Source organism: uncultured Clostridium sp., from assembly GCF_963527835.1.
Classification (GTDB): Bacteria; Bacillota; Clostridia; order Clostridiales; family Clostridiaceae; genus Clostridium.
Genome location: NZ_CAURTC010000014.1, coordinates 42342 through 61654 on the forward strand (window position 1 = coordinate 42342; position 19313 = coordinate 61654).

17 protein-coding genes and 1 tRNA gene are annotated in these 19313 nt (G+C 26.4%); 4 read left to right on the plus strand and 14 right to left on the minus strand.

The features are described 5' to 3' along the window. Nucleotides 1-57: 57 nt before the first annotated feature. From RYM86_RS08850 to RYM86_RS08860, 3 genes are all read right to left on the minus strand, one after another. Complete coding sequence (locus RYM86_RS08850) at nucleotides 58-1413, minus strand: sucrose-specific PTS transporter subunit IIBC (protein WP_315079683.1); 1356 nt, start codon at nucleotides 1411-1413, stop codon at nucleotides 58-60. 517 nt (nucleotides 1414-1930) lie between these two features. Further along, nucleotides 1931-2398, minus strand: coding sequence for a hypothetical protein (locus RYM86_RS08855; protein ID WP_315079685.1), 468 nt, complete (start codon nucleotides 2396-2398; stop codon nucleotides 1931-1933). Nucleotides 2399-3109: 711 nt separating this feature from the next. Further along, nucleotides 3110-3676, minus strand: coding sequence for a flavin reductase family protein (locus RYM86_RS08860; RefSeq protein WP_315079724.1), 567 nt, complete (start codon nucleotides 3674-3676; stop codon nucleotides 3110-3112). Between the two features lie 389 nt (nucleotides 3677-4065). On the opposite strand from RYM86_RS08860, the gene RYM86_RS08865 reads away from it, so the two are divergent. Then, complete coding sequence (locus tag RYM86_RS08865) at nucleotides 4066-4188, plus strand: hypothetical protein (RefSeq protein ID WP_315079686.1); 123 nt, start codon at nucleotides 4066-4068, stop codon at nucleotides 4186-4188. 197 nt (nucleotides 4189-4385) lie between these two features. Here the strand turns inward: RYM86_RS08865 and RYM86_RS08870 are convergent. From RYM86_RS08870 to RYM86_RS08880, 3 genes are all read right to left on the minus strand, one after another. After that, nucleotides 4386-4460: transfer RNA gene (locus tag RYM86_RS08870), tRNA-Arg, on the minus strand. Between the two features lie 570 nt (nucleotides 4461-5030). After that, on the minus strand, nucleotides 5031-5687 hold the full coding sequence (locus tag RYM86_RS08875) for a DUF6483 family protein (RefSeq protein ID WP_315079688.1): 657 nt from the start codon (nucleotides 5685-5687) through the stop codon (nucleotides 5031-5033). Nucleotides 5688-5708: 21 nt separating this feature from the next. After that, nucleotides 5709-8081 carry a cation-translocating P-type ATPase gene (locus RYM86_RS08880; RefSeq protein WP_315079691.1) on the minus strand — a complete coding sequence of 791 codons (2373 nt, stop codon included), beginning with the start codon at nucleotides 8079-8081 and terminating at the stop codon, nucleotides 5709-5711. Between the two features lie 297 nt (nucleotides 8082-8378). On the opposite strand from RYM86_RS08880, the gene RYM86_RS08885 reads away from it, so the two are divergent. Together RYM86_RS08885 and RYM86_RS08890 are read left to right on the plus strand one after the other, a co-directional pair. After that, nucleotides 8379-9098, plus strand: coding sequence for a lysophospholipid acyltransferase family protein (locus RYM86_RS08885; protein ID WP_315079693.1), 720 nt, complete (start codon nucleotides 8379-8381; stop codon nucleotides 9096-9098). A 156-nt stretch (nucleotides 9099-9254) separates the two neighbouring features. Continuing rightward, complete coding sequence (locus RYM86_RS08890) at nucleotides 9255-10835, plus strand: DEAD/DEAH box helicase (protein WP_315079695.1); 1581 nt, start codon at nucleotides 9255-9257, stop codon at nucleotides 10833-10835. Nucleotides 10836-10882: 47 nt separating this feature from the next. Here the strand turns inward: RYM86_RS08890 and RYM86_RS08895 are convergent, their stop codons facing one another. From RYM86_RS08895 to RYM86_RS08910, 4 genes are all read right to left on the minus strand, one after another. Then, complete coding sequence (locus tag RYM86_RS08895) at nucleotides 10883-11404, minus strand: Hsp20/alpha crystallin family protein (protein ID WP_315079697.1); 522 nt, start codon at nucleotides 11402-11404, stop codon at nucleotides 10883-10885. Between the two features lie 194 nt (nucleotides 11405-11598). Further along, complete coding sequence (locus RYM86_RS08900; protein ID WP_315079698.1) at nucleotides 11599-12219, minus strand: HDIG domain-containing metalloprotein; 621 nt, start codon at nucleotides 12217-12219, stop codon at nucleotides 11599-11601. 158 nt (nucleotides 12220-12377) lie between these two features. Beyond that, a complete protein-coding gene (locus tag RYM86_RS08905; protein WP_315079699.1) occupies nucleotides 12378-13325 on the minus strand; it encodes an aminoglycoside phosphotransferase family protein in 948 nt (315 codons plus the stop codon). A gap of 205 nt (nucleotides 13326-13530) precedes the next feature. Beyond that, on the minus strand, nucleotides 13531-13689 hold the full coding sequence (locus RYM86_RS08910) for a DUF1540 domain-containing protein (RefSeq protein WP_315079700.1): 159 nt from the start codon (nucleotides 13687-13689) through the stop codon (nucleotides 13531-13533). A 270-nt stretch (nucleotides 13690-13959) separates the two neighbouring features. On the opposite strand from RYM86_RS08910, the gene RYM86_RS08915 reads away from it, so the two are divergent. Next, the gene (locus tag RYM86_RS08915) at nucleotides 13960-15048 is read left to right on the plus strand and encodes a PRK06851 family protein (protein ID WP_315079702.1); all 1089 of its coding nucleotides are present in this window, start codon (nucleotides 13960-13962) and stop codon (nucleotides 15046-15048) included. 371 nt (nucleotides 15049-15419) lie between these two features. Here the strand turns inward: RYM86_RS08915 and RYM86_RS08920 are convergent, their stop codons facing one another. From RYM86_RS08920 to RYM86_RS08935, 4 genes are all read right to left on the minus strand, one after another. Then, nucleotides 15420-16367 carry a siderophore ABC transporter substrate-binding protein gene (locus RYM86_RS08920; RefSeq protein ID WP_315079705.1) on the minus strand — a complete coding sequence of 316 codons (948 nt, stop codon included), beginning with the start codon at nucleotides 16365-16367 and terminating at the stop codon, nucleotides 15420-15422. 139 nt (nucleotides 16368-16506) lie between these two features. Further along, nucleotides 16507-17262 carry an ATP-binding cassette domain-containing protein gene (locus tag RYM86_RS08925; protein ID WP_315079706.1) on the minus strand — a complete coding sequence of 252 codons (756 nt, stop codon included), beginning with the start codon at nucleotides 17260-17262 and terminating at the stop codon, nucleotides 16507-16509. Then, nucleotides 17259-18209 carry an iron chelate uptake ABC transporter family permease subunit gene (locus tag RYM86_RS08930; RefSeq protein ID WP_315079709.1) on the minus strand — a complete coding sequence of 317 codons (951 nt, stop codon included), beginning with the start codon at nucleotides 18207-18209 and terminating at the stop codon, nucleotides 17259-17261. Before RYM86_RS08930 ends, RYM86_RS08925 begins: the two co-directional genes overlap by 4 nt. Next, a complete protein-coding gene (locus tag RYM86_RS08935; RefSeq protein ID WP_315079710.1) occupies nucleotides 18199-19152 on the minus strand; it encodes an iron chelate uptake ABC transporter family permease subunit in 954 nt (317 codons plus the stop codon). Before RYM86_RS08935 ends, RYM86_RS08930 begins: the two co-directional genes overlap by 11 nt. Nucleotides 19153-19313: the final 161 nt, after the last annotated feature.

The following is a 19313-nucleotide window of genomic DNA, read 5'->3' on the forward strand; positions in this document are numbered from 1 at the left end:
ATAGATTTAGTAAGAAATTAATCTCACTAAATCTATACAATTTTTTTATTTTATTTTTTATTCTTCTGACTTAAATAAGAAATATGTTAAACAGAATGCAACAGCCATTGCAACACCGTTTATTAATAAATATCCTGGTAAACTATTCATATATAATAATGTACCTGGAAGAGCTGTAACTCCCATTCCTGTTCCTGCTAACTTAAGCATTCCTGCAAGCATACCACCTGCTGCTCCACCTATACAACCAAATACAAATGGTTTTATAAATCTTAAGTTTATTCCGAATATAGCTGGTTCTGTAATTCCTAAGAATGCTGGAATAGCTGATGAAATATATAATGAACGTTTTTTCTTATCTCTTGTCTTTAATGCAACTGCAACTGCTGCTGCACCTTGTGCTACTATTCCACAAGTAATCATTGCATTGAATGCATTAGTTCCTGTTGTTGCTAAAAGTTCAACTTCTAAAGCACTAAATGCATGATGTATCCCAGTTACTACTATTATTTGGTGAACTCCACCTACTACTAATCCGCCTAAACCAAATGGAAGAGACATAAATCCTTTAATTGCTCCAAATACCCAAAGTTCCATTGTATGCATTAATGGACCAACAACTAATAATCCCAGTATCATTGCAACTAATAATGTTATAAAAGGAGTAACTATTAAATCAAGTACATCTGGTATAACTTTTTTAAGTGCCTTTTGAGTTTTAGCTGCTATAATTCCTAAAACTAATGCTGGTAATACTGATCCTTGATATCCTACAACTGGTATTGATAATCCAAGCATTGATAAATATATTGGACTTTCTGTACCTGCTGCTACCCCATAAGCGTTAGGTAATTGAGGTGCTACAAGCATAAGACCTATTACCATACCTATAACTGGTGTTCCACCAAATTTTTTCATTGTTGACCATGCAACTAATGCTGGTAAGAACGCAAATGCTGTATCTGTTAAAACTTGTGTGAAAAGAATGAAGTTTTCATTCATTTCAACACCTAAATTTTGAAGTAAGCCTCTTAATCCCATAAATAATCCTGTTGCTACTAACACTGGAATTATTGGAACAAATACATCTCCAAAAGTTCTAGAAATCTTTTGTAACATTGTCATTTCACTATATGCATCTTCTTTTGCACTAGTATTGGATAAATTATCTGATTCATTAACTATTTGTGAGTATACTTTATTAACGAATCCTGTTCCTAAAATAACTTGATATTGACCTGCTGCAAAAAATTGACCTTTAACTCCATCTATATTTTCTATTGATTTTTCATCAATTTTCTCTTTATCTTTTAGTATAATTCTAAGTCTAGTTGCACAATGCTCTATAGACTTTATATTTTCTTTTCCCCCGATACTTTTTAATATCTCTTGCGCCACAACTTGCTCTTTCATACTCATTTCCTCCTAATTAATTTTTCTAGCTAACCGTTTTCATGAATTTATGATACCAGTTCCACATTTCTATGTCAACACTTTTAAAAATATAACTGAACTTACCATAAAAATGTTATAAATTATTGACTTTAAATACCATGAGCTAGTAAATACTAAAATTAAACAAAATTTAAGTTATTTCATTTAAATTATAGAGGTATTTTTCCTTAAATAATAATAATAATAAAACTATAATTATATATTTCGAAGTATTATTATCTATCTTAATTTAATACTTTATGACATCAGTTCCATATAAAAAGTAAATAATATTATTCATACTAAGTTAAAAATTATAGTTAATTACATAAAATTATCACTCTAAAATCCAAAACATTTTTAAAATAATGTCTTATGAAATCCTAATAAAAAATTTATTTACTTATTTCCTAATTCTAGTCATTTTATATTTTTATAAATTAAAATATAAAAAGTCACATCATTAAAAATGATGTGACTTTTTTTACATATTATCTTACATATTATTTTTAAGAAAAATATTTACTAACTTTTCTATTTCAGTATTTAAAGCTAGTTGAACTATCTTTCCATTATTTAATTCAAAATTATATTTCTTAAGACCTTCAATATTAGTAGTATAAAATTTTTTTATTTTTGAATTATTATCATTCTTAGCTTCTAAAGCATATAAATTTTTTATAGAACCTTTGTCCACCTTTAATGCAATTTTTCTTTTACTCATATTAAATATTTTAGTTACAGTTAAAGTTCCATCAAAAAATTCATACTCATAATCAACATACATACACATACTAGTTAAAAATAAAACTACTGATAATAACATTACTGATATAGCTATCATTAATGATAAAAAAATTATAAATAAAGATAGTATAAACAATACTATTGAAATCTTTTTCATTACTTGGCTACTTTCATGCGATCTGTCTGAAGGAATAAATTGTTCAGCAAAAATCTCCATGCAATATACTTCCTTTCCTTTGTTATGACTTATGCGTTTTTACTAATTACTTAATTTGTATAACATGAATTTAGTTTACATATATATATTTTAATTGAATTTACTAAAAAATGCATTATAAAATTTAATATTTCCCTTATTTCGTTAAACTGCACAAAATTTAATACATAATTATCCATATAATGAACAAAAAAATTTCAATAACATGCTTTGATACAGTGTTGATATGTACATAAGTTGAAGTGAACTGAGTAATTGTACTTAGGAATGCTAAATTTATACCCTAACAATACTTTAAGATTAAATATTCTTACTAAAGTTTTTTAGTCATGTTTTATGTTTATTTTTATTTGAATTGTAATATAATAAAGATATAAAAAAGTGCCATGCGGGTAACATGACACTCTCCTAGAACGTTTTTTAGTATTAGGGCTATTAGATTTTTAACGGTTAAGGAAAAGAATGCTTATCTTTTAGGATTAGATGGGGCATTCTTTTCTTTTGTTTTAAAATAAAATTATCAAGACCTACTTAAAAAAATATTAGTATACTGTACTTTAATATATTATATATATTATGTTTAAAATTTTAAAAAATAGAGATAAAAATACCGTAAGATTCATTTCTGAATAATGCGGTATTTTTATTAATTATTCGATTTTAAGTTAGGACGTAAGATAATAAAATTCTGTATCATCCTTATATTAATACTTATTGTTTAGGATCAGCGGTACTTATTGTACTATATGTTTTAAATATTGAACCAACTCTATCCTTTAGATCAAAGTACCCTGAACCCATCATTATTGTTGGTTTAACTTTTAGAGCATTTGGTCTTCCATTTTCCAAACAGTCTTCATTCGCATATACTGCAACAATTTCTCCAATAAACATCGTAAAATCAAATATAGGAATTGTCTGTATCACCTTACAAAGATAATTTACAGGACATTCTTTTATCATTGGCGCATTTCCTGCATCATCATAAAATGAATCAAAAACATTCGATTTATCTTCTTTATTACCAGAGATACACCCACAAAAATCAGTCTTATCAATAGACTCAGAGGATGGTATGTTTACACTAAAGAATCCATTTTCCAATACGCCTGAAGTTGTATAGTGGGAATTTTTCAATGAAATATACAATACAGGCTTCTCACTTACAACACCATATGCGCCTAGTGTGGCATAGTTTGGCTTTCCATTAACCATCGCCCCTGCTAAAACTGTAATAAATGGTCCAAAAGGGATATTTGCTATTTTCTTCTTTATCATATTCTTTCTCCAATCCAATTATTTATTTGTTGCAACAATAATAATTATACGGATAAATAAAAAAAAGTATAGACTATTTCTTTTCTATGAGTTATCATATAGATAGATCACGCCCAAAAATAAATAATCTTAGCATCACAATATCAAATAATTGTAATTTAGCACATTACACTCATCCTGTATTTTTCATGCTATCATAATAGCACTCACACATAAAATGGAAAATAGTTTTTTTTATAATACCGTATTATTCAGTTTTCAAAGATCATTGTTCGTACTTTACGTTTCTAGTCTTAATTCTTAATATTCTCATTAAAAGGTATTATTGGTGTTAGTATAAATTAGTGGACACAAGTAAAATGTATTTATTTAAGTAAGGATGTGTCCATATGGGTAATGGTAAGAGATATACACAAGAATATAAGAATATGATAGTAGACAGGAATGACGTTAGCGGAGCTAAACAGCGAATATGGTATTGCGAGAAATCAACTATGAGTGGGTTGGATTGATAAGAAAAAAGAAATAAAGAAAATAAAAAATTTAAGCAGATTATTGAACAAATATATAATAAAAACAAAGGTAGATATGACTCACCAAAGATTTATTATTTAATGAAAAGATAAGGTTACATTATATTTATTTAAGAATGTACTTTGGTAATAAAAAATCCACAAACTATAGTATATAATAGTTTGTGGATTTTAATTGGTATCCCCAGTAGGAATCGAACCTACATCTGTCCCTTAGGAGGGGACTGTTCTATCCATTTAACTATGAGGACTTGAATTATGAAATTATATATTAAATTTTATTATAGTTATTATCCATTGTCAAGTAATGCTATTTATACAATCCATCTTCACTAAAGCAATTAAAATGTTGAGATATGCAATATGTAAAGTTGGCATTGTAATTGGACTTTGAGAATCAGAATTTTATATTATGTCCATCGAACTTACTCAGCGACTATACAGGAGTCGAGTTTCCTCTTTTTAATTCACATTTGCTGCTTGTCTCAATTTTATATTGGGAGCAAGCTAAAATGGGACTATACTCACTTTAACATTCCAACCAAGTTAAATTACTAAAAGCATTACCTTTTATTAATGTTAGTATTTTAATATAAAGGCGAATCTGACATTAGAATTTACTTTTTAGAATCCTTAATAAAGATTTGTTGAATTAATTGCTTGTCAAAAGTAAGTGTCCAAATTTTATATTTGGTAACATGAACTTTCACACCGTACAATGTTTCATTGGGAACACGCATTAATTAGACTAAGCTTTATTCTAGTATTCTTAAAGTAAATTCCTTAGCTCAGTGAGCTTTATATTAAAATATTCAACATACTTACTTAAGTTTTTTACTAAGTTCTAAATAGCTATCTTCTACTTCTTCTAATGGTAAGTTTCCTTTTATTAGTTCTTCTTCTGGTCTTTGTTTTAATTTATTATAGAATTCTAATCCCATTTCTATGTTACTTTTATCATTATTGCTTTTCTCTATAATGTAAAACAACATATCTTCTGCTTTATCTAACTTATTCATTAATTCATAGAACTTAAAGATTTCCATATCACTTTCTAGTGGAACATCATATTCTCTTAAATCATTTATTAAACATTCTATATCTTTAATATACTTATCATTATTAATCTCTTCCTCATCATATATTTCATAAAAGGCTTCTAGTGATTTTAAATAATAATTTAACATCATTGATTCATCATTATCTTTTAAGCAAATCTTTCCTTGTAATTGCAATAATTCTCCTAGTGCAATATATTTCCCTAAATTATAAGAAGCATCTTTACTAATTATTTCTCTAACACTATTAAACGATAAAGTATCAATAGCATTTATATCTAATCCAACTAAATTTTTAAGCTGAGTATTTACTGCAATTTTAGCCTTTTTAATTTCCTCATTTATTAGTTTTTTATTTACTTCTTCCTTTATTAAATCTAAACTGTTTTCCATTTCCTTCATATAATCATTTTTAAACATTAATCTATCACTTCCCAATACCTAATATTCGAATTTAAATACTTTATTAACTTTCTTCCTTACTAAGTCTACAATTTTAGTAATCAATGGCGCTGATAATATTATTACTGCTAAAGATATTATCCAATGTCTTAATTTTAATTTTTCTAACGTAAAAATCACTCTTCCTGCTGGAGTAATAAATGCAATTACAACTATACCAAACATTAATACTACTAAACAAAATTTAAATGTTGTTAATGGTCTTGATACTTTAAGTAAAATAATCATGCTTACTCCAGCAAACATAAGTAATGCTAAAGTTCTACTATACTCTATTGAAGCTCCTACATAAAGTGAAATTATAAATGTTAATGTTGTAAATAAAGCTAAAAATATACCATTAGGAATACTAACAGTTAAAATTCTATGTAAAAATCCTTTCTTTACTCCACCTTCATTAGGAAGTAAAGCCAAGAAAAATGCTGGAATACCAATCGCACAACTTCCTACTAATGACATTTGTATTGGTAAAACTGGGAATGGTAAAAGTAATAATGAGAAAACTAAAGCTAATATTATAGAATATACTGTCTTTGATAAAAATAACTCAGCAACTCTTTCTAAATTATTTATTTGTTTTCTTCCTTCTTCAACAACCTTAGGCAACGCTGAAAAGTCTGATTTTAATAATACTAACTGTGCCACTGCTTTAGTTGCATCTGATCCATTTGCCATTGCTATTCCACAATCTGATTCTTTTAATGCAAGTACATCATTTACCCCATCACCTGTCATAGCAACAGTATGCCCTAAAGTTTGAAGTGATTTAACTATTCTCTTCTTTTGATGAGGCGTTACTCTTCCAAAAACAGTATTACTTTTAATCATTTCATTAAATTTTTCTTCATTTTCCGGAAGATTTCTAGCATCTATTGAGTTTTCCCATCCATTTACTCCTGCCTTTTTAGCAACAGTTGAAACAGTCAGTGGATTATCACCTGATATTATCTTAACTTCTACATCTTGTTTATTAAAATATTCTAGTACATCTGGTGCTTGTTCTCTAATTATGTCTTCTATTAATATTAAAGCCACCGCTTCAATTTCTCCACTTAATTTATGATTAAGTTTATTATTTTTAACCTTACCTAAAAGTAATACCCTTCTTCCCTTTGCAGCTTCCTCATCTACTAATGATTTAATATCACTATATTCTTTGTTTAATATAATTTCTGGTGCTCCCATTACCCAAGTACCTAAATCTTTAAAAGTAGCTCCACCCCATTTTCTTTTAGATGAAAATACTATTTTATTTGTACATTCTAAATTATTATTAAACTCTTTGTATCTTTCTAATATGGCTTTTTGAGTTGCATTACTACTAGGAAGATTCTGCATAAGTGCAGCTAATACTGTATCTATATCTTCTAATTTAATATCACTAATATTTTTTATTTCAACTAATTTTAAATTTCCTTCTGTTAATGTACCAGTTTTGTCTAAGCATAGTACATCTACTCTAGCTAAAACTTCTGTTGAACATAATTCTTGAACTAACGTATCATACTTAGCTAGTTTAACTATTGCAACTATAAAAGTAGCACTTGTTAAAAGTACTAATCCTTCTGGAATCATTCCTATAATTCCAGCTACAGTACAAATAGATGCTTGCTGCCACGTTACATTATTTATCATAAGTTGAGTTACTGTAAGTAAAATTGATAACGGAATTATTATCCATATTATTACTCTAAATATTTTATTTATAGCATTTTGTAATTCTGAGTTTATTAATTTAAACTTTTTAGCTTCTTCTGCAAGTCTTGATGCATATGTTTCTTTACCAACGCTAGTTACTTTGGCATATGCTTCCCCAGCTACAACAAAACTTCCAGAAAATAATTTATCATCACTATATTTTATAATAGAGTCGGATTCTCCAGTTAACATAGATTCGTCAACCTCTAGTTCTACTGATGAAATAACTTCACAATCTGCTAGTATTTGTGCTCCTGTATCCAAATACAATATGTCATCTAAAACAATTTTTTCTAAAGGTATTTTTTTTACCTCTCCATTTCTTAAAACATTAGCGTAAGCTTCATTTATAACAGATAATTTTTCTAATGTTTTTTTAGCTCTAAGCTCTTGTGCTATACCAATTAAAGTATTAACTAATATAACGCCAGCAAATATCGAATTTTTAGGTGATCCAGCTATTATTACTATAATTGCTAATATAAAATTTATAGCATTAAAACTAGTAAATAAATTAGCTCTAATTATTTGCCATAATGTTCTTGATGGAGCTTTTGGAATATAATTTACTTTTCCTTCAGCAATTCTTTCAGTTACTTCTTCATCACTAAGGCCCATAAGATCATTATTTTTCTCCAGTGCATCTATATCCATTTGATTCTCCTCTACTTTATTTATCTTCATTTTATTTATCGTATTATTTATCGTAATTTTTTATATAATTAACAATATTTTATCTACTATAATAATTATATCCTTTTTTATGTTATTTTCCTTTAATTTTATATTAAAATAAATTTAAATAAATCTTATTATATATTCTAAAATTCTTATTTTTTGGCTAGAATTAAATTGTATACTTATCATTTAAGTATTTACTGCTATCTTTTAAATAATGCATTTTTATAATATACTATATTATGTAGTAATTAAATTTAAGGATGTGTAAATATGATAAGGACCATAATATTTTTTATAGCCATAATTTTTAGTTTATTATTCGTATCTATGAATAAATTAAAAATTAAATCCTTAGAAAAGAAAGGCAATTTAAAAGAAAAAACAGAATTTATTCATAAAGTTACTTCTAAGTGGGCAAGATTTATAATGAAAGCTTGTGGTGCGAGAGTTAATGTGATAGGATTAGACAATATACCTGAAGGTGAAACTATATTATTTATATCTAATCATCAAAGTAATTTTGATATTCCATTATTAATGAGTTCTATCGATGTACCAAAAGGCTTTATTGCAAAAAAGGAATTAGAAACTCTTCCTTTTATTAGTACATGGATGAAATACATAAATTGCGTATTCATGGATAGAAAAAATTTAAGGAAGTCTGCTGAAGCAATAGTTCAAGGAATTAACATACTTAAAACTGGCTATTCTATGGTTATATTTCCAGAAGGTACTAGAAGTAAGGGAAAAGAAATCGGTGATTTTAAAGCAGGTAGTTTTAAATTAGCTTTAAAATCAAAATGCGTTATAGTTCCTCTTACTATTAATGGAACTTACAAATTATTAGAACAAACCAATAGAATAAAGTCGGCAAATGTAGAGCTTGTAGTACATGCACCAATTTATACAAAAAATCTAACAAAGGAAGAGCAAGATGAACTTCCAAATAAAGTTAGATCAATAGTGTGCAGTAAATATAGAGATAATTAGAAATTCCAAAACTTATAAATTGCAAAACTTTCAAAATTTGTAAGTTTTTTAGATTTGACATTATATAAACTACTCTGTTAAACTTATTTTATTTGACTTATGTAAATTAAGTAATATAAAGTAACCAATTTTAGATAAAAGAAACGAGGATATTTAATGAACGATAACAAATTTTATTCTTTAGGTCTTAAAGACACAATTGTAAAAGCAATAGATGATTTAGGATTTAATACCCCTTCTCAAATACAAGAAGAAAGTATACCTGTAACACTAGAAGGTTTTGACTTAATTGGTCAAGCACAAACTGGTACAGGAAAAACTGCAGCGTATGGTTGTCCTATACTTAGCAGATTAAATGACACGAACGGAATTAAAGCACTTATTTTAGCTCCTACAAGAGAGCTTGCTGTACAAGTAAATGATGAGCTTAAGAAGCTTTCAAAATATGAAAAAGCAAATGTATTACCTGTTTATGGTGGAGAGTCTATCGATAGACAAATCAAAGCTTTAAGAAGAGATAATATTGATATTGTTGTTGGAACTCCAGGTAGAGTGTTAGACCTTATAAACAGAAAAATACTTAAATTAAATACAGTAGATTTCCTAGTATTAGATGAAGCAGACGAAATGCTTAACATGGGATTCATCGAAGATATTGAAACTATAATAAGTAATACTCCTGCTGAAAGACAAACTTTATTATTCTCAGCTACAATGCCTGCTCCAATAGCAAAATTAGCTAAGAATTACATGAAAGCAGATGCTAAACATGTAGCAATAAAGAGAAGTTCTCTTACAGTATCTAAAATAGAACAAAACTATTTCATGATTAACAATAAACATAGACTTGAAGCACTTTGTAGATTATTAGATTTAGATAATCCTTCTTCTGCTATCATATTCTGTAGAACTAAAAAGGGCGTTGACGAATTAGTTGAAGAACTTCAAGGTAAAGGATATGTAGTTGAGGGTATGCACGGAGATATGTCTCAAGTACATAGATTAACTACTTTAAAGAAATTTAAAGAAGGTTCATTAAACCTATTAATCGCAACTGATGTAGCTGCTAGAGGTATTGACGTTGACGGTATTACACATGTAATAAACTATGATTTACCACAAGATGTAGAATCATATGTTCATAGAATAGGAAGAACTGGTAGAGCAAATAGAACTGGTACTGCATATTCTTTAGTATCTCCAAAAGAATTAGGTATGCTTAAACAAATTCAAAGAGTAACTAAGAGTACAATAACAGAAAAATCAGTTCCAACAGCTAATGAAATACATAGTAGAAAATTTACTAACATAATGATTGAAATTAAAGAAACTATTGATAGTGGTGATTTTAGCACATTTGTTCCAAGTGCTATTGAATTAAATGAAGCTTATGATCCAATTTCTATAATAGCATCTTTAATGAAAATAAAATTCGAAAATGAAAGCAGTTTTGAATATAATACTGATACATTAGATGCACCTAGTGCTTCAAAAAATGATGTACGTTTATTCTTCTCTGTTGGAAAAAAAGATGGCTTAACTCCAAAGATCTTAATAAATTATATAAAAGATCAAACTAGAGTAAGAGCTTCTGCTATTGGTAAAATAGATCTTATGGATAATTTCTCATTTGTAACTATAGATGAAGATGTTTCTTCTAAAGTATTAGAGAAATGTATCGGCGGTAAAATAAACAGAAAAAAAGTTAATGTTGAAGTAGCTAATAAAAGAAAATAATATTTAGGACTTTTACAAAATTAGGGAAGATTTAATCTTCCCTAATTTTAATTTTCTATATAATTTTTAACATCTATTATTTTAGAGTCTTCATTTAGTGCATATTTTTTAGGCATAGATATTTTAAGTACTCCATCTTCTAATATTTTCATGATTTTACTTTCATCTATAGATTCAATCTTATCAAATTCTTTTCTATAGTTTTTCTTTACCATACAATTCGATGAAAACATACCTATATGTTGTGATACTTCTTCCATCTTATTTAAATTTATTGATAATATTCCAGGATTATATTGTATACTGGTTTGCCTTAAATCTACTCCACTCAATTCAATAGTTAATATATACATATCATCATATTCTTCTAATTGTATGAATTCGGCCATATCTTCATCTTTTGAATCTTCAGATTCCTGTGATTCTTTAGAATTTTCTTCTTCGTATTCTTCATCAAGCTCATTTATTAAACCCGATAAGTCTATATCCTCCAAAAAAGATCCTATCATATTTCCCAAATTTTCTATATTTATAGTTCCCCAAAATTTGAATGGAAACATTTTGAACATCTATATACTCCTTAATAATTACTCTAATTCATATTATTAAAAATAATTTTAAATGTTAAAATTATTTATTTTCATAATTTTAAGAAGTTAAATTTTATTTTAATCTATTCTAAATGTATATTCGCATATCTAATAGACAAAGGGGTTTTAGTCCACTTACTTATCAATATATCAACACTCTATTAAAACAGAGCTTATTTCTTGCTATTTAATACCTTTTTAAAGAATTCTATATCATTTTTTGTTTGTTCTATTGATGAATCATTTAATCCACCTCTACCTAATCTATCACATAGTGAGACTAGTCCTATGTCATCTACATCAACATCTTTTAGGATTCCTTCAACATCTTGAAATCTTGTATTTTTAACAACAAATAAACTTTGCATATGCCATCTTATTAATTTTCTCACATAATTTACAAACTCCCGATTTTCATTAAAGTAATTTAAAAATTCTTCTGCCATTTCTGCTCCAACTTTATCATGATCATATGAAGTCAATCTTCCTTTTCTCATTTTAGTTGTAGGTTTTTTTCCTATATCATGTAATAATAATGTCCACATAAATATTCTCTTATCATTACTTATTTCACGCCTTTTTGCACCTTCATCAACTACCATCATTGTATGTATAAATACATTTCCTTCTGGATGATACTTGGGATTTTGAGGTACTTCCTTTAAATCTTTAATCATTGATAGTGGATATTTATCAAAACTACCTTTATGTAATGCTTCATTTAAAAACAAGGCTGGTTTTTCATCATTAAGTAAATGCTTCTCTATCTCTAAAAATATCTTTTTCTCTTCCATTCTATTATTCTCCCCTATACATATAGTTCTACTAAGAATCTTTAATAAAGTTAGTATTCCTAAAAAACATCTTTATTATGATTTTTTATTTTTATAGGTTCTATTTTAAATGTGTGTTGATATATGCAATAGGTGAAGTGGCATATATCAACACTCTATTAAAACATTTCTAATGTGTTTATTATAAGTTTCTTTATTTCTTTATGTTTATTAGGCATATCCTCTTTTGTATTAATTAATTTAATTAAGCTAATTAAATCAACTAGCTTAGATATTTTATACCACTGATTAATTAATTTATCATCTGAACATTTATTGTATTGTTTTTCAAATATTTTAATTAAATCATTAGAAAAACAATCCTCATATCTAAATAATTGACCTATATCAATTAATGGATTTCCTGCCATAGAAAATTCCCAATCTATTATTGCAGATATCTTATTATCTTTTATAAGTATATTAGTTCCTTGAAAATCACCATGAATTAAAGAGATATTTTTCTCTAACTCTAGTAATACTTCTTTATTACAATTTATTATATAGTTTATTTTTTTAACTATATAATCACCTAATCTATTTCTAAAGTTTATCCCCATATTTTCTTCATATAATCTATATAATGGGGATAAATTGTGTATTACTTTTAAGTCTTTATCTAGTTTTCCACATTCTTTATATTTAAATTTATGTATCTTTGCTAATGTTATAGCTAATTCTTCCATTAAACTTTTATTAATTTTAAATCCACTTCTAATTGTTCTACCTAAATTAACGCCATCTACGTATTGATAGATACCAAAGGTTTTATTTTTTATAATATTACTACTAGATATTAAATAAACTTTTTGTACTAAAATATCATTTTTAAGTAGATTTAATAAGTTGTTCTCTCTTTCATAATAGCAATCATACTCAGGAAATATTTTAAGTATATATTTGTTCCTATTATTAGTTTCTAGTACATAATTGCTGCTTCTACATCCTTCGTTAATAGGTACTATATTATTTACCTCTTCATTTAATAAAGTTTCCTTAAAAAGCTCCTTTGCTATATCTAAATCTATATAAAAAAAGGGCAAAGTTCTCTCCCAATTATATTCCATAAAATTCCTCCATATTCTAAGTTCAATTATTACGTCCATCTTTACTTATTATGTATATATCAACCTTTACTTGCAATATAGTATTAATTAAATTTTAAAATCACTGTACTAAATTTAATTATAATAGAAAAAGAGATTTAAAGAAAAACTTTCTTTAAATCTCTTTTAATGTTTGGGTTAACTATAATTCAAATTTAAATTGAACTTATTTTAATTGAAAAGATTCACAATCTGTACATTCTACTTGTTTTGGATGAGCTTCATGTGTACCTACATTAATTTGATCTAGTGTACAATAACTTTGCGCTTCATTATTGTATTTACATGACATAACTGAACATTTTATACTTGGATTTTTATCCATATCATTCACTCCCTATAATTTATTACAAAGATATTATGTGTTTTTATATATACTTTTATACTTTTATTAAATATAAAAATTTATCTCTATTTTAAATGTGTGTTGATATATACAATAGGTAAAGTAGCATTGTATATATCAACACTGTTTTAAATCATACAAAAAATCTTAATACTTAATTAATGTATATTTATTTAAATTTACACATATAAAAATTCTAGTCATATAATATTTAGTGTTAAAATTATTTTAATTTAGGAGTTGATGAAAATGTCTGGTAAAATTTTAAATTATTTTGCTTCTGCCAATACTTCAAAAGGGTTTTTTAACTTATTTTCATCTAATTTAGATAATTTGGATAAAATATATATTCTAAAAGGTGGACCTGGCTCAGGAAAATCTACACTTATAAAATCTATCGCAAATGAATGGTGCAATAAAGGTTATGATATAGAATTTCTTCATTGTTCTTCTGATAATGATTCTCTTGATGGTGTAATAATACCAAAAATTAAAGTAGCAATAGTTGATGGAACTGCTCCTCATGTTATTGAACCTACTGCACCTGGTGCTATTGAAGAATATGTTAACTTAGGCGTTGCTTGGGATACTAATAAATTAAAAGAACATACAAAAGATATATTAAAAATTAAAAAGCATATTTCATCTTGTTATACTAATGCTTATAAGTTATTTGAAAAAGCTCTTGTTACACATGATGATTGGGAAAAAATATATATTGAAAATATGGATTTTAAAAAAGCAAATGAATTAACAATAGAAGTTATAAATAAGCTTGTAGGAAATAGTAAATTTGATAAAACTGCTATAATAAAAGATAGATTTTTGGGTGGTGCTACACCTAAAGGAGCTGTTAATTTTGTTGACAACTTAACAGAGAATGTTTCTAATAGATATTTTATAAAAGGAAGACCTGGTTCTGGGAAATCTACTTTGTTAAAGAAGTTAGTAAAAGAATGTAAAGTAAGAGGAATTGATGCAGAAGTGTATCATTGTGGATTCGATCCAGATAGCCTTGATATGGTAATAATGAGAGAATTAGATATCTGTATCTTTGATTCAACTGCTCCACATGAATATTTTCCAGTTAAAGAAAATGATTATATGATAGATATGTATGATGAATTAATAACTAAAGGTACTGACGAAAAATATGCTCATAACTTATCTGTTATTCAAAACAAATATAAAGAAACAATTTCAAAAGCGACTCTATATCTTGCAAAAGCTAAATCTTATCATGACGATTTAGAAAAGATATATATTAATGCAATAGATTTTAATAAAATCGATGATATAAAGCAAAACTTAGTTGATTTAATAAAAACTTTTGAATAAATCTGTATTTTAGAAAAATGCTTCTATATTTCTAATAAAAATTAGATAAAACTTGAGCATTAACTTTTTCACTATTGTTTAACAGTACTAAAAATAAAAATTGTATAACAACTTCTTAGCTTCAATTATCAAGTATTAAGATATTTAATCTGAAGCTAAGAATTCTATTTATACTATAAGCTAAATCTTTCTTTTTGTTATTTTTTTATATATTTTTTTATGTTTAAATAAAGATTTATCTTAGATTATCTATAAACTATTTAATAGTTATTTAATACCCAATACTTTCATAATATAATATATTTCTAAAAAATAAAAATCATATGCAGATATTAATCCACACATGATTTTTTGCTTTAGATAATATTAAATTATTGGAAAGCCTTATCAACTTCTTCTATCATTTTTAAAGTTGTATTTATTCCACCAGTTGCTATGTACCATACATTAGCATCTAAATATACTATATTATTATTTTTGTATGCATTAGTGCTTTTTACTAAGTCATTATCTAAAAGTGCCTGTGCAGATACTTGTCCACCAGCTACTGCACTTCTATCTACTACGAAAAGATAATCTGGATTCTTTTCAACAAGATATTCAAATGAGGCCTTTTGTCCATGAGTAGATGATTCAATGTCACTATCTACTGGTGCAACACCAAAGTTTTGATGTATTATCCCAAATCTTGATTCTTTACCATATACACTAAAGCTACCATCATTAGCTAATATAATTAATCCATTCTTTTGACTTTCACTTGTTTTTTTATTTAAATCTGCAATTTTATTATTTATTCCATCAAGTGTTTTATTAATTTCATCTTCTTTATCAAATATTTGACCTAAAGCATTCATATTATTAGTAAATGACTCCATATAACTTTCATTTTCTATTCCTAAATAAATTGTTGGCGCTATTTTACTAAACTCATCATAACTTTCTTCTTGTCTACCTGATATTATAATTAAATCAGGCTTTGCTTCATGTACTTTTTCAAAATTTGGCTCTTTTATTCCACCAACACTTATGTACTTATCAGAACTATACTTTTCTAAATAAGAAGGTATTCCATCTTGAGGTACTCCTACTACATTAATTCCTAATGCATCTAAAGAATCTAATACACCATAATCAAAAACTACTACTCTTTGTGGATTTTTAATTACTTCAGTTTCACCTAATTTATGTGTAATTGTTATTGTCTCATTATTATCATTACTACTTTTGCCTGCGAATTTAGTAGCTTCTACTATTCCAAAAAGTCCTACCATTATTGCTACTACTATTATTATTGTTTTTTTACTTATATTTTTCATTTGTATCCTCCTAAATTTAATATTTAATTATATATATGCTTTATGTTCATCAGACATCTCTTTAATGATCCTTAATCTATTATTCTCAAAGGAATGTATTATTCCTTTTAATAGCCTGTCTAGTATCTTAAAACATAGATTAAAAATAAACACATATTGGTCTATTATCTATATTTGTAACATTGAAGTTCATTTCATATATGCCTTCTAAAATTTCTTTATTTATTATTTCACGTGTTTTTCCTTGGTTAACTACCTTACCATTTTTTAAAGCTACAATATAATCTGAGTAACATGATGCAAAGTTTATATCATGAATAACTATTATCACAGTCTTACTCTTTTCATTAACTAATCCCTTTAAAATTTTCATTATTTCAACTGAATGTTTCATATCTAAATTATTAAGTGGTTCATCTAAAAGTATATACTTAGTATCTTGAGCAATAACCATTGCTATATATGCTCTTTGTCTTTGTCCTCCACTTAATTCATCTAAATATCTATCTTGCAAATCAGTAAGCTCCATATAATTAATAGCTTCATCAACAAAAGCTTTATCTTCACTCGTTAAATTCCCACCACAATAAGGAAATCTTCCAAAGGTAACAAGCTCTCTGACTGTAATTCTTATGTTTATATTATTGTTTTGTTTTAATATAGATATTGTCTTAGATAAATCTTTATCTTGCCATGTAGATAGCTCTTTATCATCAATTACGACCTCACCACTATCTTTCTTAGCAAGTCTGCTTATCATTGATAGTAATGTACTCTTACCTGCTCCATTAGGCCCAATAAATGATATTATCTGATTTTCATGTAAATCTAAAGAGACATTATCTACTACTTTTTTTTCACCATATTTTTTAGTTATATTTTTTACTGTTATCATACACTTCTCTCCTTTAGTAAAAGGTATATGAAATAAATTCCTCCAACAAAATTTATAATTACACTTACTGTTGTTCCAAAATTCATATATCTCTCAACTATTAACTGTCCTCCAATTAAAGCAACTATACTTATAAGAATTGATGCATTAAATAAGTATTTATGCTTATAAGTAGGTAACATCTGCCTTGCTATATTTACTACTAAAAGTCCTAAAAATGTTATTGGTCCAACTAATGCCGTAGCTACTGATACAAGTATTGCTACACAAATAAGCATTTTTTTTACAATATTATCGTAATCTACACCTAAATTAATAGAATGCTCTCTTCCTAACAACATAACATCTAAAGTATCTAAATGTTCATAAACATATGCAAATACAAGAACTACTATTATAAGAGATATAAAAAGTACATTTGTATTTACATTATTAAAACTTGCAAACATTTTATTTTGTAAATTTTGAAACTCATTAGGATCAATAACTACCTGCATAAAAGATGTTAAGCTATCAAATAATGTTCCAAATACAAGGCCTACAAGTAATAAAAAGAATATATTTTTACTTCCTTTCTTAAATAAAAACTTATACAAAATTCCTGTAAAACATAGCATTGTTATAAGTGATAATAAGAAATTTAACTTTTTATCAGTTAAAAATAAATTGCTAGATCCAAATAAAAATACTATTATTGTTTGAATTAACATATATAATGAATCAAGTCCAATAACACTTGGTGTTAATATATGATTCCGACTTATAGTTTGAAATATCACAGAAGAAAATGCTATAGATGCTCCTGTTAGAACTATTGCTATAACTTTAGGAATCCTTCTTGATAGTGCATATGAAAGATTATTTGAATTTAATCCTATTACTACAAACAATACACAAAGTATTATTGCTAAAAAACTAAGTATTAATAATTTCTTATTATGCCTCATGACCAGACCTCCTAAATATTAAGTAAAGGAATGCTATGCTACCTATTACCCCTACTGTTAAGCTTATTGATATTTCATATGGATAAATAATCAGTCTTCCTAAAATATCACATATTAATAAAAAGATAGGTCCTATCAAGGCTGTAAGTCCTAATACATTCTTTAAGTTATCTCCATAGTACATAGTCACTATATTAGGCACTATAATACCTAAGAATGGTATTGCACCTATTGTTATAACTACCACTGATGAAATTAAAGCTACTATAACTAGTCCTAAATTAACAACACGATTATATTTTATTCCTAGATTTGTGCAAAAGTCCTCTCCCATTCCAGCAATAGTGAACTTATTAGCATATATAGCTGCTATTATTACAAGGGGTATGCTTATATATAATAGTTCATATTTCCCTTTCATAATTAATGAGAAATCGCCCTCCATCCATGAATTTATATTTTGAATAAGATCATACTTATAAGAGAAAAACATAGTTATTGAACCAACTATTTTTCCAAGCATCATACCTATAAGAGGTATAAAAACTATATTTTTAATCTTTATTTTCTTTTGTATTTGCATAAATAAAAGTGTTCCAAGTATTGCAAATGTAAATGATAAAAGCATCTTGTTCATCATTGTTGCCTTAGGAAATATAATCATACATACTAATATTCCTAATTTAGCAAAATCTATTGTTCCAGCAGTTGTAGGTGAAACAAATTTATTTCTACTTATCTGCTGCATTATAAGTCCACTTATACTCATTCCAATTCCAGCAAAGATTATACTTATAAGTCTTGGTAATCTACCAATTAATATAAGATTTATTTTTTCACTATCTAAATTAATAATATCTACTAACGATATATCACTCACTCCAATAAATAATGAAGCTATTGACAGTATTACCAACAATATTAACAAGTATATTTTTTTCATTTTTCCTCCATATGTAATATAATTAAATTATATTTTTATAATTTAATTTTTTCTTTTGTATAATTTATATTTTTTAATATTATTCACTTTAAAATTAATAATCATTCTCAATTAGTATACATTTTTATTTAGTTCATGTCTTAAAGTATATATATTTTTTT